Consider the following 13,547-nt stretch of genomic DNA (forward strand, 5'->3'; position numbering starts at 1 on the left):
GGAACCTCATCCACCGAGGTGGACGGGGTATCAACTTCTGGCGTTGATTTTTGGCACGCTGTTGAGTTCTCAAGGTGCGGACGCTTCCTTTGTACCGACCCTCGCGGGCTTTCCTCCGGGCGCTTCCTTCGTTCTTGCGTTTCCGACTCTATCAGATCCTTTCGGACCCGATTTCCTCGGTGCTTTCCAGGTTCTCGCTTTCGCGTTTCCCTTTCCGGCGATTCCGACTCTATCAGAGAATCTCACCCGGTTTTCCCGGCTTCGATATCCGACTTGATTCGGAGGATGTGCTCCACCGGTGGAATTCAATTCCAACTCGGGAGCGAGAGAGATGCTAGACCGCTGCAGTCGGACTGTCCAGTCCGAGGCAACCGTTCGAATCTACCTCCCCACTCGGACTGTGTCAACAGTCTTTGTGGGCCGACGAGGAGACTAGCAGCTGAACGGGGTGCGACGCACATCAGGCCGCCGTGGGCAGCCGGGCGCTCCGGTCGGCGGCTTCGACATCACCGGTCTCGCCTGCCCTGGCCGCCCTGCCGCCCAGTGCGTAGACGTAGAGCAGGAAGGCGGCCTCGGCGGCGATCCCGATGCCGATGCGGGCCCAGGTGGGCAAACCGGAGGGGGTGACGAAGCCTTCGATCAGTCCGGAGACGAACAGGACGAGGGCCAGTCCCACGGCCATGCCGAGGGCCGCCCGGCCTTGTTCGGCGAGGGCTTCGCGGCGGGTGCGGGGGCCGGGGTCGATGACGGTCCAGCCGAGCCGGAGCCCGGTGCCGGCGGCCACGAACACTGCGGTCAGTTCGAGCAGGCCGTGCGGGAGGACCAGGCCGAGGAACACGTCGAGGCGGCCGGCGGAGGCCATCAGGCCGAGACCGACTCCGAGGTTCGCCATGTTCAGGAACAGGATCCACAGCACCGGGATTCCCAGGAAGGCTCCGAGGATCAGGCACAGGGCGGCCGCCTGGGCGTTGTTCGTCCAGACCTGGGCGGCGAAGGAGGCGGCCGGATGGCTGGAGTAGTAGGTCTCGTACTCCCCTCCCGGCTCGGTCATCGCCTTCAGCGCCTCGGGGGCCGCGATCGAGGCCTGGACCTCGGGGTGTGCGGAGATCCACCAGCCGATCAGCACACCCAGGGCCACGGACAGCAGGGCGGTGGGTATCCACCAGCGGCGGCTGCGGTAGACCGCGGCCGGGAAACCGGCGGTGAAGAAGCGGGCGGCGTCGCGCCAGGAGGAGCGGCGGGCCCCGGTCACGGCGGCCCGGGCCCGGGCGACCAGCTGGGTGAGCCGGCCGGTGAGCATCGGGTCGGGGGCGCTGGACTGGATCAGCGAGAGGTGGGTGGCAGTGCGCTGATAGAGGGTGACGAGCTCGTCCGCCTCCGCACCGGTCAGTCTGCGACCGCGGCGGAGCAGCTGCTCCAGGCGGTCCCATTCCGCACGGTGCGCGCTCACGAAGACGTCGAGATCCATCCGCTTGCCGCTCCCCTGCCCCGGGTGGTTTTCCACAGGCCCTACTTCGTCCGCCGCCAGCTTGGCAGACTTGATGGACAACGGGCAGGTCAGATCGGTCGTGATGTCGGCGGCCGGGAGTGTGGGAGAAGGGTGGGGTACCGGTGAGCGATCTGGTGACGGGGGACGCGGTCGTCCTGGGGTTGCAGCCCGCCAGGCTGCCGAGCCGGGCTCTGGCGATCTTCCTTGACCTGGTCGTCTACGTGGCCGGGTATCTGGTGCTGGCGATCGGGCTGGCGATGGGGACGGCGTCGCTGGACGAAGCGGCCCAGGCGGCCATCGCGGTGGCGAGTTTCGTGTTGATCCTGGTCGGTGTGCCGATAGCCGTGGAGACGCTGTCGCACGGCAGGTCGCTGGGAAAGCTGGCCTGTGGGCTGCGGGTGGTGCGGGACGACGGAGGGCCGATCCGGTTCCGGCACGCGCTGGTGCGGGGTGCCATGGGAGCGATCGAGCTGATCGGGACCTTCGGTGTGGTGGCGACGATCGCGTCGCTCGCCTCGGAGCGCGGTCGGCGGCTCGGTGACGTGTTCGCCGGGACCCTGGTGGTGCGGGAGCGGGTTCCCGGGTCCCGGGTGCTGCCGGTGCCGCCTCCGCCGCCCTGGCTGGCCGGGCGGTTCGGTGCTCTGGACCTGTCGGGTGTGCCGGACGGGCTGTGGCTGGCCATCCGCCAGTATCTGACCCGGATGGGACAGCTGGATCCGCGGGTGAGCGAGCAGATGGCGGTGCGGCTGGCGGACGATGTGGTGGCGCGTACGGGTGCGCAGCCGCCGGCCGGGATTCCGGCTGCGGCCTTCCTGGCGGCCGTGGTGCACGAGCGGCAGTCCCGGGATGCGGCGCGGGCCTTCGGAGCGTGGCCGGGCCAGGGGCAGCCCGGCCAGGGGTATCCGGGTCAGGGGTATCCGGGTCAGGGGTATCCGGGTCAGGCGCAGCCGGGTCAGGCGCAGCCGGGTCAGGGGTATCCGGTTCCTGGGTATCCGATACAGCCGCCTTCGGGGGCGATACCCGCCGTTGGGGTCGGCCCGGTTGCCGTGCGGCCCGTGCCGTCCGCGATACCCGTCGCGCCTGCGTCGCCCGCGCCGTCCGCATCGCCCGCGCCTTCCGCTTCACCTGGGCAGTCCGCGCCGGCCGCGCCGCCGGCGCAAGGGGGCGGGTTCGCGCCGCCTGCCTAGAGGTCGGCTTCGCTAGAAGTCGGCTTCGGGGGACTCGTCCCCGTGGTCGTCCGTGAAGACCGAGGGTGGGGTCTCCAGGTGTTCGAGTTCGATGCCGGGGGCCGAGAGGACCACGTCTCCCGCGATGTGGACGGTGTGGACCTCGCCGGTGTCCAGGGCGGACACCTGGTATTCGTCCACGGTCAGCGGGCCGCTGTCGGTGTCGTGGTTCTGGGTGCCCAGCAGGGCCCAGGCCTGGTCGACGGTGCGGGGGGCGAGGACCGGGTCGGTGAGGTGCACCAGGCGGACTCGGGTGGCGGGTGCTCCCGGGGTGAGGCGGAGCAGCCGGGCGGTGGCGACCAGGAAGGCCGGGGAGGTGCCGGTGAAGGCGGGGGCGCGGACATTGCCCTCGGTGGCCTCGGTGCCGGTGGGGTCGGTGCGGACCCAGGTGACCCCGTCGATGGCGGCGCCCCGGACCTGCCAGCTCGCGGCGTTGAGTTCGAGGCGGATGGGGCGGCCGAGCTGGTCGATGGCGAGATCGACGGAGCCGGCGTGTTCGCCGTCGGGGGTGGTGCGTTGGGAGACGTAGCGCCAGCCGGAGGGGCCGGGGGCACAGTGGAAGTGCTCCTCGCCGAGCGGGGTGTGGTCGTGCGTGTCGTGGAGCGAGTAGCGGCCGCGGGGCATGGGGCGCACGTTTCTAGGAGGGGGCGTCTTGGCACGGGGCAGGCCCCCGGCTGGGGTGCCGGGGGCCTGCCTGGAGCGCTGGTGCTGCCGATCGCCGGGGATCAGTAGCGGTAGTGGTCCGGCTTGTACGGGCCCTCGACCTTGACGCCGATGTAGGCGGCCTGCTCGGGGCGGAGGGTGGTGAGCTTGACGCCGAGGGCGTCGAGGTGGAGGCGGGCGACCTTCTCGTCGAGGTGCTTGGGGAGCACGTAGACCTCGGTCGGGTACTCCTCCGGCTTGGTGAAGAGTTCGATCTGGGCCAGGGTCTGGTCCGCGAAGGAGTTCGACATCACGAAGGAGGGGTGTCCGGTCGCGTTGCCGAGGTTCAGCAGACGGCCCTCGGAGAGGAGGATCAGGACCTTGCCGTCGGGGAAGGTCCAGGTGTGGACCTGCGGCTTGACCTCGTCCTTGACGATGCCGTCGACCTTCGCCAGGCCGGCCATGTCGATCTCGTTGTCGAAGTGGCCGATGTTGCCCACGATGGCCTGGTGCTTCATCTTGGCCATGTCGGCGGCCATGATGATGTCCTTGTTGCCGGTGGTGGTGATGAAGATGTCGGCGGTCTCCACGACGTCGTCGAGGGTGGCGACCTGGTAGCCGTCCATCGCGGCCTGGAGGGCGCAGATGGGGTCGATCTCGGTGACGATGACGCGGGCGCCCTGGCCGCGGAGGGACTCGGCGCAGCCCTTGCCGACGTCGCCGTAGCCGAAGACCACGGCGGTCTTGCCGCCGATGAGGACGTCGGTGGCGCGGTTGATGCCGTCGATGAGGGAGTGGCGGCAGCCGTACTTGTTGTCGAACTTCGACTTGGTGACGGCGTCGTTCACGTTGATGGCGGGGAAGAGCAGGGTGCCTTCGGCCATCATCTCGTAGAGGCGGTGGACGCCGGTGGTGGTCTCCTCGGTGACGCCGCGGATCTCCGAGGCGAGCTGGGTCCACTTCTGCGGGGCCTCACCGAGGGTGCGGTTGAGCAGGGTGAGGATGTGGGCGTACTCCTCGGAGTCCGCGGTGGAGGGGTCCGGGGCCGCGCCGGCCTTCTCGAACTCGACGCCCTTGTGGACGAGGAGGGTGGCGTCGCCACCGTCGTCGAGGATCATGTTCGGGCCGCCGGTGGGGGTGTTCGGCCAGGTCAGCGCCTGCTCCGTGCACCACCAGTACTCCTCCAGCGTCTCGCCCTTCCAGGCGAAGACGGGGACGCCCTGGGGGTTCTCCGGAGTGCCGTTCGGGCCGACGGCGATGGCGGCGGCCGCGTGGTCCTGAGTGGAGAAGATGTTGCAGGAGGCCCAGCGGACGTCGGCGCCGAGGGCGACCAGGGTCTCGATCAGGACCGCGGTCTGGATCGTCATGTGCAGGGAGCCGGTGATCCGGGCGCCGGCGAGCGGCTGGGCCTCGGCGTACTCGCGGCGGATCGACATCAGGCCGGGCATCTCGTGCTCGGCCAGGGTGATCTCCTTGCGGCCGAACGCGGCGAGGGAGAGATCGGCGACCTTGAAGTCCATGCGTGCTGCTCCTCATGGTGAGAGAGGGGTGGGTACGGCTGAGCCGTGCACCGCTTCCGGAGGGTTCCCGGGGTGGGCGCACCGAGCACAGTCCGTCGGAGGCCCTCTCTCCTCTCGGCCGGTCCGCTGGACCGCCCGACCGCCATCAGCAAGCGACGTCTGACACTGTCATCGAATCTACACCGATCGGCCCAGCCATCCCCAGTCGGCCGGGGAACTTGTCAGGTCGCGGCTCCGGGTCCTCCGGCGGGCCGTTTTCGGGTCTTTTGGACTTTTGATCACGCGCTTACATGGGGCACGATGCCGTTGGATCGAGTATTCGCGCGATCCGAGCAGGGCTCAGCACCCATCACGTGAGGAGATTTCAGTGACCAGTCCGGCCGGGCCCCCTGGAAGCGGGGGCGCAAGCGGGCAGCAGAACCTGAAGCTCGTCGCGGTGACGGCGTGCCCCACGGGGATCGCGCACACCTATATGGCCGCGGAGAAGCTCCAGCAGGCGGCCGCGAAGCTCGGCGTCACCATCAAGGTGGAGACGCAGGGCTCGATCGGGGCCGAGAACGTGCTCTCTGACAACGATGTCAGAGAGGCCGACGGTGTGATCATCGCGGCCGACAAGGAAGTGGACCGGGAGCGGTTCGCCGGCAAGCGGGTGCTCTCCACCGGCGTGGCCGACGGCATCCACCGGCCCGAGGAGCTGATCCGGCAGGTCACCGACGCCCCCGTACAGGAGGGTGCGGCCGCTTCGGGCGGCGGCGGTGCGGCCGGCGGCAAGGAGCGGAGCCTGGCGTACAAGGCGCTGATGAACGGCGTCTCGTACATGATCCCCTTCGTGGTGGTGGGCGGTCTGCTGATCGCCATCGCGCTGGCGCTGGGCGGTCACGCCACGGACAAGGGGTACGTGGTCACCCCTGGCACCTTCTGGGACCACCTCTTCCAGATCGGTGTCATCGGTTTCACCCTGATGATCCCGATCCTGTCCGGATACATCGCCTACGCCATCGGTGACCGGCCCGCCCTGGTGCCCGGCATGATCGGCGGCTTCATCGCGAACACCGGCGCCCTCTACGACTCCAAGTCCGGGGCGGGATTCATCGGCGCGATCGTGACCGGCTTCCTGGCCGGCTATCTGGTCCTGTGGATCAAGAAGGTCAAGGTCCCCAAGGTCGTCCAGCCGATCATGCCGATCATCGTGATCCCGATCGTGGCGACGACGGCACTCGGACTGTTCTTCATCTACGTCATCGGGAAACCCATCTCCTGGGTCTTCGAGAGCCTCACCAACTGGCTCTCCGGGATGACCGGCACCAGTGCGATCCTGCTCGGCGCGATCCTCGGCCTGATGATCGCCTTCGACATGGGCGGACCGGTCAACAAGACCGCCTTCCTCTTCGGTACCGGGCTCATCGCCTCCGGCAACTACGCCGTCATGGGCATGTGCGCGGCGGCCATCCCGGTGATGCCGCTCGGCCAGGGCCTGGCCACGCTGCTGCGCCGGAAGCTGTACACCGATCCGGAGCGGGAGACCGGAATGGCGGCCCTGTTCATGGGCATGTTCGGCATCTCGGAGGGTGCGATCCCCTTCGCGGCCGCCCGGCCCGCGATCGTCATCCCGTCCAACATGCTGGGTGGTGCGGTGGCCGGTGCGATCGCCGGTGTGGCCGGAGTGGGCGACCACGTCCCGCACGGCGGTCCGATCGTCGCCGCGCTGGGCGCCATCGACGGTGTGGTCTGGTTCCTGATCGCCATCGCCGCGGGCACCGTGGTGACCGCGGTCACCACCAACGCGCTGATCGAGCTCAAGGAGCGCAAGGGCGGACGGACGGCCGTCCCGGCCGGTGCCGGTGCGCTGTCACCCGAACCGGCGATGGCCGGTGCGGCCGGTGCCTCGGCCGCGGCCCCGGCCCCGGCCGTGCCCATGGGTGCCGGTGCGGCCGCCCGGACCACCGGTACCGCTCCGGCGGCGCCCGGAGCCGGGCCCGAGGTGCTCTCCGGCTATCTGACCGCCCGGACGGTCAAGACCGAGCTCGCCTCCACCGAGAAGGAGGCCGCCATCCGCGAGATGGCGGAGATGCTCGCCGGCACCGGCAACGTCCGTGACGTGGACGAGCTGGTCCGGGTCGCCCTGGCCCGGGAGGCGCAGGGCACCACCGGTCTCGGCGAGTCCATCGCCATCCCGCACGCCAAGACCGACGCGGTCAGCCGCCCGACGGTGGGCTTCGCCCGGTCCGACGCCGGTATCGAGTGGGGTTCGCTGGACGGCACCAAGGCCCGGCTGGTGTTCATGATCTCCGTGCCGGAGGCCGCGGCCGGCGACGAGCACCTGCGCATCCTCGCGCTGCTGTCCCGCAAGCTGATGGACTCCGACTTCCGGGACCGGCTCCAGTCCGCCCCCGACGAGACGGCCGTCCTGGACGTGCTGAGCGAGATCCGGTAGTCACGGGAGCACAGACGCCGAGGGCCTCCGGGAGCAGTTGCTCCCGGAGGCCCTCGGCATAGGTGTCCGGCGTTATTCGGCCGCGGGCGCGGCCGGGGCGGCCGGCCGCTCCTGGTAGATGTCCGGCTCCAGGTAGATCACCCGGGCGATCGGGACCGCCTCGCGGATCCGGGACTCGGCGGCGTTGATGGCCTCCGCGACCTGGGTGGCCGTCTCGTCGGTCCGTACCGCGATCTTGGCGGCGACCAGGAGTTCCTCCGGGCCGAGGTGCAGGGTCCGCATGTGGATCAGGCGGGTGACGGAGTCCCCGTCGACCAGAGCCGTCTTGATCTTGTCGATGTCCTCGGTGCCGGCCGCCTCACCGAGCAGCAGGGACTTGGTCTCCGCGGCCAGCACGATGGCGATGACGATCAGCAGGACACCGATGCAGAGGGTGCCGATGCCGTCCCAGACACCGTTCCCGGTGAGCAGGGCGATACCGACACCGCCCAGCGCGAGCACCAGACCGACCAGCGCGCCCAGGTCCTCCAGCAGCACCACCGGCAGCTCGGGCGCCTTGGCGCGCCGGACGAACTGGGTCCAGGTCAGCCCGCCGCGGATCTCGTTGGACTCCTTGATGGCCGTACGGAAGGAGAAGGACTCGGCGATGATCGCGAAGACGAGGACGCCGACCGGCCAGTACCAGGCCTCGATCTCGTGCGGGTCCTTGATCTTCTCGAAGCCCTCGTAGATGGCGAACATGCCACCGACGGAGAAGAGCACGATGGAGACCAGGAAGGCGTAGATGTACCGCTCGCGCCCGTATCCGAAGGGGTGTTGCGGGGTCGCCTCACGCTTGGCCTTCTTGCCGCCGAGCAGCAGCAGGCCCTGGTTCCCCGAGTCGGCCAGCGAGTGGACGCTTTCCGCGAGCATCGAGGAGGACCCACTGAAGACGAAGGCCACGAACTTGGCCACCGCGATGGCGAGGTTCGCGGCGAGTGCCGCAACGATCGCCCTGGTACCGCCCGACGCGCTCATGAATGCGGATGTCCCTTCCTTGCACGGCCAGTGACTGCCACTGGGCACGGCCGCACATTGTTGCAGCCTTCGGTGGGGACGGTACGTCAGGCGACCACGGTGGCCCGGAAGACAGTGCCGCTACCCGTCAGCTCGGTCCGCTCACCCGCCGGGACGAACACCGACTCGCCGGGAGCCAGAGTCAGTTCGCCGACCCGCGGCGCGCCCGCCGTGCAGAGCAGGATCTGCGGGGTCGCCGAGGGCACCGCCACCGGGGCCCCGGCCGGAGCCAGGTCGAAACGGGACAGCCGGAACTCGTCGATGGGGGTCTCGTAGACCTCCTCGGCATCGCCCTCGGGACGGAGCAGTGCCGGGCCGGAGGGCTTGAAGTGCACGATCCGCAGGAGTTCGGGGACGTCCACGTGCTTGGGGGTGAGCCCGCAGCGCAGCACGTTGTCCGAGTTGGCCATCAACTCCACTCCCATGCCGCTGAGGTAGGCGTGCGGGACGCCGGCGCCCAGGAACATGGCCTCGCCGGGCTGCAGTCGCACATGGTTGAGCAGCATCGCCGCGATCACCCCGGGGTCGCCGGGGTAGTGGTCGGCGAGTTCGGCGTACGGGGCGTAGGGGCCGCCGAGGCGTGCGGCGGCGGCCGTGACCTCGGCGACGGTGTCCGCCATCAGCTCGCGGTCCGCGGTCAGCACGGCGGTCAGCACCTCGCGCAGGGCCGCCTCCTCCGGGTGGGCCCGCAGCAGGTCCACGTACGGCTTGACGGAGTCCACGCCCAGACCGGACAGCAGCTCGGCGGTCTCCAGCGGCGGCCGGAACCCGCACAGCCCGTCGAACGGGGTGAGCGCGCAGATCAGTTCGGGCTTGTGGTTGGCGTCCTTGTAGTTGCGGTGCGGCGCGTCGACCGGGACGCCGCGGGCCTCCTCGTCCGCGTAGCCCTCGCGGGCCTGGTCCAGATCGGGGTGCACCTGGAGGGAGAGCGGGGCGCCCGCCGCCAGGACCTTCAGCAGGAACGGCAGCCGGGGACCGAACTTGGCGACGGTGGCGGCGCCCAGCTCGCCCTCCGGGTCGGCCGCGATCACCTCCGAGAGCGCGGTCTCACCCGCGCCGCGGTCCAGCCGGGACGGGGCCCCGGGGTGGGCGCCCATCCACATCTCGGCCTGCGGTTCGCCGGTGGGCGCGGTGCCCAGCAGTCCGGGGATCAGGGTGGTGGATCCCCAGGCGTAGGGGCGGACGGTGTTCGTCAGGCGGTCCATCGGTGGTGCTCCTGGTGCTTCCTGGTGTGGTGGGCGGTGCGGGCGGGTGCACGGTGGTGCGGTGCCTACGCCGTCAGGTGCGGCCCGCGGACGCCAGCGCGAGATAGGCGGTGGCGAAGTCCGTGACGGCGAGGATTTCGGCGAGCTGTTCCAGCTCGGTGCCCTCCTCCGGTTCGAGTTCGCTGATCGCCGTGTCGTGGCTGAGGGCGAGCTCGCGGGCGGCCGGGGCGGCGGTGAGGCCGCCGGCCGGCCGGTCGCGCAGCAGGACGACCCGGGCGCGCAGCGCCTGCTGCTCGTCGACCCGGTCGCGGAAGAAGTCCTCGGGGTCAGCTCCGCCGGCGAAGGCCCCGGAGAGCAGCACCCCGTGCCGGGGCAGCGCCTCGGGGAGTTCCGCGGCCAGCGCGGGGCGGCCGGCGAGCTCGGCGAGGGTGGCGGCGAAGCGGCGGCCGGCCGGGCCCGCGCCATGGCCTTCGGTCCAGATCAGCGGCAGCGAGTCGGCGAGTTCGGCGGCCAGGGTCTTCGCCGGGTTGCTGTAGGTGGCGATGTTCGGGCCGCAGCGTTCCGCGGTGCGGTCGAGGCGGTCCGCGACCAGTTCCAGGGTGGCCGGGGCGGCGGAGATCAGGCCGACCCGGTCGAGGAGCAGCAGCAGTGGGGTGAGCAGCGCCCAGAGGGCGCCGGGGCCGGCCGCGGCGCTCTCGTCGTACTCCTGGTACGGGGCCTTGGCCATCGGTACCAGGAGGCCGTGCACGCCGGCGACGGCCTCGGCGAGGGGGGAGGCGGGCGGGGCGACGGCGACGACGGTGCAGCCGCGGCGGTAGGCCTCGCCGGCGAGCTGGGCGAGGCCCGGCTCGGAGCCGTCGCTGGTGGCCAGGAGCAGCAGGTCCACCGGGCCGGACCAGCCCGGCAGGATCCAGCGGAGGGCACCGGGGGCGTGCGCCACACCGGTGGGGTGCAGCCGGGTGACGGGGGCGGAGGCGGCGACGAGGGCGCCGACCAGATCGGCGACGCCGGTCGCGGCGGTGCCGGGGCCGGCGATCAGCACCGCGCGGGGGCGGCCGTCGGGGCGGAGCTCGGCCAGTCCCGCCTCGGTGGCGTGCCGGGAGGCCGTACGGACCCGGGCCCCGGCCTCGGCGGCGCCGCGCAGGAGGCCGCGGCGGTCGGCGCGGGCGAGGTCTTCGGGTGCGTCGAGGAGCGACTCGTCGAGCATGCGGGCCTCCGGGGGTCGGGGTGTGCCTTCGCCCTGCCGGGCGGGGGCTTGACCTTGGGCTCGGCCTGGCCGGCCGGGGCTGGCGACCGGGCCTTGGCCTGGCGGCCGGGCTGGCCTGCCGGGCCTGGCTTGGCCTTGCTTGCCTGCCTGCCGGGTGGGCTGGCATGGCGGCCGGGCCCGACTGTTGGACTTCGGCCTGGCCTTGCGGCCGGGCTTTGGCCTGGCCTTGCGGCCGGGCTTCGGCTTGGGCTGCCGGGTGGGTTGGCGGCTTGGGACCGGGCTGTCCTGGGCGGGTCGGGCCTGGGCTTGGCCGGGCTCGGTCCTGGCTTGCGGCCGGGGGCTCGGGTGGGCTGGTGCTTTGGGTCCGGGTCCCCGGTGGGGGTCAGGACGGGCGGCGGGCCTCGTCCACCAGGAGGACCGGGATGCCGTCACGGACCGGGTAGGCCAGGCCGCAGTCCGTGCCGGTGCAGATCAGCTCGGGCGTCTCGGCCTTGGTCTCGTCCGTGAGGGGAGCGTGGCAGGCGGGGCAGGCGAGGATCTCCAGGAGGCCGGCTTCGAGCGGCATGGGTGTTCCCTTCGGGGGTTGCTTGGGTATGCGGTTGGGCCAGGTCAGCGTACCGCTGGGGGGCGGGGGGTGCGGCCTGGCCGGGGCGATCCGCTGCGCGGGGCCGTCTCCCCCACCCGCCCCTTCCCGAAACCGGGGCTCCGCCCCGGACCCCGTACCCGCAGCTCGGGCCACGGGCTTCGGGGCGGAGCCCCCGTGTCCATGGGGGTGGGCACGGCCCGGGCCGCCCGGGGCCAGGGGCGCACGCGCCACCCCGTGGCGGCTTGGCGCCGCAGCACGGCGGCTTCGCCCCGCGCCTCCGAGTCAGGGGACGGGCCCGAGCCAGGTGCCCGCAAGGTGCGGGCCCGGTACGGGGTGCCCCCGGTACGGCGGCTTCGCCGCGTGCCGCCGAGTCAGGGGACGGGCCTCAGGCCCCGTAGCCGCGAGCCGGGCGCGGGCCGCGCCTCCGGCCCTGGGCGGCCGTCCCCGCGTCGCTCGGGCCGCCCGAGGCCGTGTTTGGCCCCGGACCCGCGGGGCGGGGCGCCGCCCGGACCGTGCAGGGGCGGCGGCGCGAGCCGTTTGGTGCGGGGCCGGGCACTGTCCGCGTTGCCCCGGTCCCGTACCCGCAGGCCCGGGCCGGGCGCGGGGCAGCCGGCGCCTGCGGCGCCCGGTACGTACCTCCGGGACCGGACGGTCGCGGCCCGGGGCCGTACCCGCCGGACCGGCCCGGCGCCGCTCGGCGCAGGCGCGGCCCGGGTCCCCCGGGGCCGTGGTGTGGTCAGGCGCGGATCAGGGCGAGGGCTTCGGTGCGGATCCGGGTGAGGGTGGGTTCGTCCTTCGCTTCCACGTTGAGGCGGAGGAGGGGTTCGGTGTTGGAGGCTCGGACGTTGAACCACCAGTCGGCGGCGGTGACGGTGAGGCCGTCGAGGTCGTCGATGGTGATGCCCTCGCGGCCGGTGTAGGCCTCGCGGATGGCGGCCAGGCGGGCCGGCTGGTCGGCGACGGTGGAGTTGATCTCGCCGGAGCCGGCGTAGCGGTCGTAGGAGGAGAGGAGTTCGGAGAGCGGGCCGGGCTGGGCGCCGAGGGCGGCCAGGACGTGGAGGGCGGCCAGCATGCCGGTGTCGGCGTTCCAGAAGTCCTTGAAGTAGTAGTGCGCCGAGTGCTCGCCGCCGAAGATGGCGCCGGTCTTCGCCATCTCCTCCTTGATGAAGGAGTGGCCGACCCGGGTGCGGACCGGGGTGCCGCCGTGTTCGCGGACGACCTCGGGGACGGACCAGGAGGTGATCAGGTTGTGGATGACGGTGCCGCTGCCGCCGTTGCGGGCCAGTTCGCGGGCCGCGACCAGGGCGGTGATCGCGGACGGGGAGACGCCCCGGCCGCGCTCGTCGACGATGAAGCAGCGGTCGGCGTCCCCGTCGAAGGCGATGCCGAGGTCGGCGCCTTCGGCGAGCACCCGGGCCTGGAGGTCCACGATGTTGGCCGGGTCGAGGGGGTTGGCCTCGTGGTTGGGGAAGGTGCCGTCGAGTTCGAAGTACATCGGGGTGACGGTGAGCGGGAGGTCGGCCAGGACGGTGGGGACGGTGTGGCCGCCCATGCCGTTGCCGGCGTCCACGACCACCTTGAGGGGGCGGATGCCGGTGAGGTCGACCAGGCCCCGGAGGTGGGCGGCGTAGTCGGCGAGGGTGTCGCGTTCGGTGACGGTGCCGGGGGTGGTGCCGGCCGGTGCTTCGGGGGCGCCGGATGCGGACCACTTCTCGACCAGGGCGCGGATCTCGGCGAGGCCGGTGTCCTGGCCGACCGGGGCGGCGCCGGCCCGGCACATCTTGATGCCGTTGTAGCGGGCCGGGTTGTGCGAGGCGGTGAACATGGCGCCGGGCAGGCCGAGGGCGCCGGAGGCGTAGTACAGCTGGTCGGTGGAGCAGAGTCCGATGAGGGTGACGTCGACTCCGCGGGCGGCGGCGCCGCGCGCGAACGCGGCGGACAGGCCGGGTGAGGAGGGGCGCATGTCGTGGCCGATGACGATGGCGGTGGCGTCGGTGACCTCGGTGAAGGCCGCGCCGAACAGTTCGGCGAGGGCTTCGTCCCAGTCGTCGGGGACGACCCCGCGCACGTCGTAGGCCTTGACGATGTTCGAAAGATCAGCAGCCACTGCCTGCCCCTCCTGAGGTCCCCTGTGCGGTGGTGCCAACCTACCGTGCGCGGGGTGGGGGTTCAGCGGCGCGAA

General features: G+C 71.7%; 11 protein-coding genes. 3 read left to right on the forward strand and 8 right to left on the reverse strand.

Going from position 1 to position 13,547, the window contains the following annotated elements; all coding sequences use genetic code 11:
- A partial coding sequence (locus ACZ50K_RS12350; protein WP_468901220.1) for a hypothetical protein occupies window positions 1–277 on the forward strand: 277 nt, incomplete at its 5' end.
- A gap of 183 nt (window positions 278–460) precedes the next feature.
- Here the strand turns inward: ACZ50K_RS12350 and ACZ50K_RS12355 are convergent.
- On the reverse strand, window positions 461–1,468 hold the full coding sequence (locus ACZ50K_RS12355) for a stage II sporulation protein M (RefSeq protein ID WP_468901223.1): 1,008 nt from the start codon (window positions 1,466–1,468) through the stop codon (window positions 461–463).
- Between the two features lie 143 nt (window positions 1,469–1,611).
- Here ACZ50K_RS12355 and ACZ50K_RS12360 point away from each other — a divergent pair, with 143 nt between their 5' ends.
- Window positions 1,612–2,676 carry an RDD family protein gene (locus ACZ50K_RS12360; protein ID WP_468901226.1) on the forward strand — a complete coding sequence of 355 codons (1,065 nt, stop codon included), beginning with the start codon at window positions 1,612–1,614 and terminating at the stop codon, window positions 2,674–2,676.
- Window positions 2,677–2,688: 12 nt separating this feature from the next.
- Here ACZ50K_RS12360 and ACZ50K_RS12365 read toward each other — a convergent pair whose 3' ends face one another.
- Both ACZ50K_RS12365 and ahcY read right to left on the reverse strand, forming a co-directional pair.
- Complete coding sequence (locus ACZ50K_RS12365) at window positions 2,689–3,339, reverse strand: hypothetical protein (RefSeq protein WP_468902367.1); 651 nt, start codon at window positions 3,337–3,339, stop codon at window positions 2,689–2,691.
- A 101-nt stretch (window positions 3,340–3,440) separates the two neighbouring features.
- Window positions 3,441–4,877: an adenosylhomocysteinase gene (gene ahcY / locus ACZ50K_RS12370; protein WP_468901229.1), complete on the reverse strand. Its 1,437-nt coding sequence runs from the start codon at window positions 4,875–4,877 to the stop codon at window positions 3,441–3,443.
- A gap of 367 nt (window positions 4,878–5,244) precedes the next feature.
- Here ahcY and ACZ50K_RS12375 point away from each other — a divergent pair, with 367 nt between their 5' ends.
- Window positions 5,245–7,311 carry a fructose-specific PTS transporter subunit EIIC gene (locus ACZ50K_RS12375; RefSeq protein ID WP_468901231.1) on the forward strand — a complete coding sequence of 689 codons (2,067 nt, stop codon included), beginning with the start codon at window positions 5,245–5,247 and terminating at the stop codon, window positions 7,309–7,311.
- A gap of 72 nt (window positions 7,312–7,383) precedes the next feature.
- Here ACZ50K_RS12375 and ACZ50K_RS12380 read toward each other — a convergent pair whose 3' ends face one another.
- The 5 genes from ACZ50K_RS12380 to ACZ50K_RS12400 all read right to left on the reverse strand — a co-directional run bounded on the left by ACZ50K_RS12380 (window position 7,384) and on the right by ACZ50K_RS12400 (window position 13,472).
- Window positions 7,384–8,328, reverse strand: coding sequence for a cation diffusion facilitator family transporter (locus ACZ50K_RS12380; protein WP_468901233.1), 945 nt, complete (start codon window positions 8,326–8,328; stop codon window positions 7,384–7,386).
- An 86-nt stretch (window positions 8,329–8,414) separates the two neighbouring features.
- Window positions 8,415–9,572 carry a mannose-6-phosphate isomerase, class I gene (manA, locus tag ACZ50K_RS12385; protein WP_468901235.1) on the reverse strand — a complete coding sequence of 386 codons (1,158 nt, stop codon included), beginning with the start codon at window positions 9,570–9,572 and terminating at the stop codon, window positions 8,415–8,417.
- Window positions 9,573–9,645: 73 nt separating this feature from the next.
- Window positions 9,646–10,779 (reverse strand): SIS domain-containing protein, encoded by a 1,134-nt coding sequence (locus ACZ50K_RS12390; protein ID WP_468901237.1) that lies wholly within the window; start codon window positions 10,777–10,779, stop codon window positions 9,646–9,648.
- A 382-nt stretch (window positions 10,780–11,161) separates the two neighbouring features.
- The gene (locus tag ACZ50K_RS12395; protein WP_468901239.1) at window positions 11,162–11,344 is read right to left on the reverse strand and encodes a Trm112 family protein; all 183 of its coding nucleotides are present in this window, start codon (window positions 11,342–11,344) and stop codon (window positions 11,162–11,164) included.
- A gap of 757 nt (window positions 11,345–12,101) precedes the next feature.
- Window positions 12,102–13,472, reverse strand: a complete 1,371-nt coding sequence (locus ACZ50K_RS12400) for a phosphomannomutase/phosphoglucomutase (RefSeq protein ID WP_468901242.1) — start codon at window positions 13,470–13,472, stop codon at window positions 12,102–12,104.
- Window positions 13,473–13,547 lie beyond the last annotated feature (75 nt).

The organism is Streptomyces sp. NPDC033845 (genome assembly GCF_055576225.1).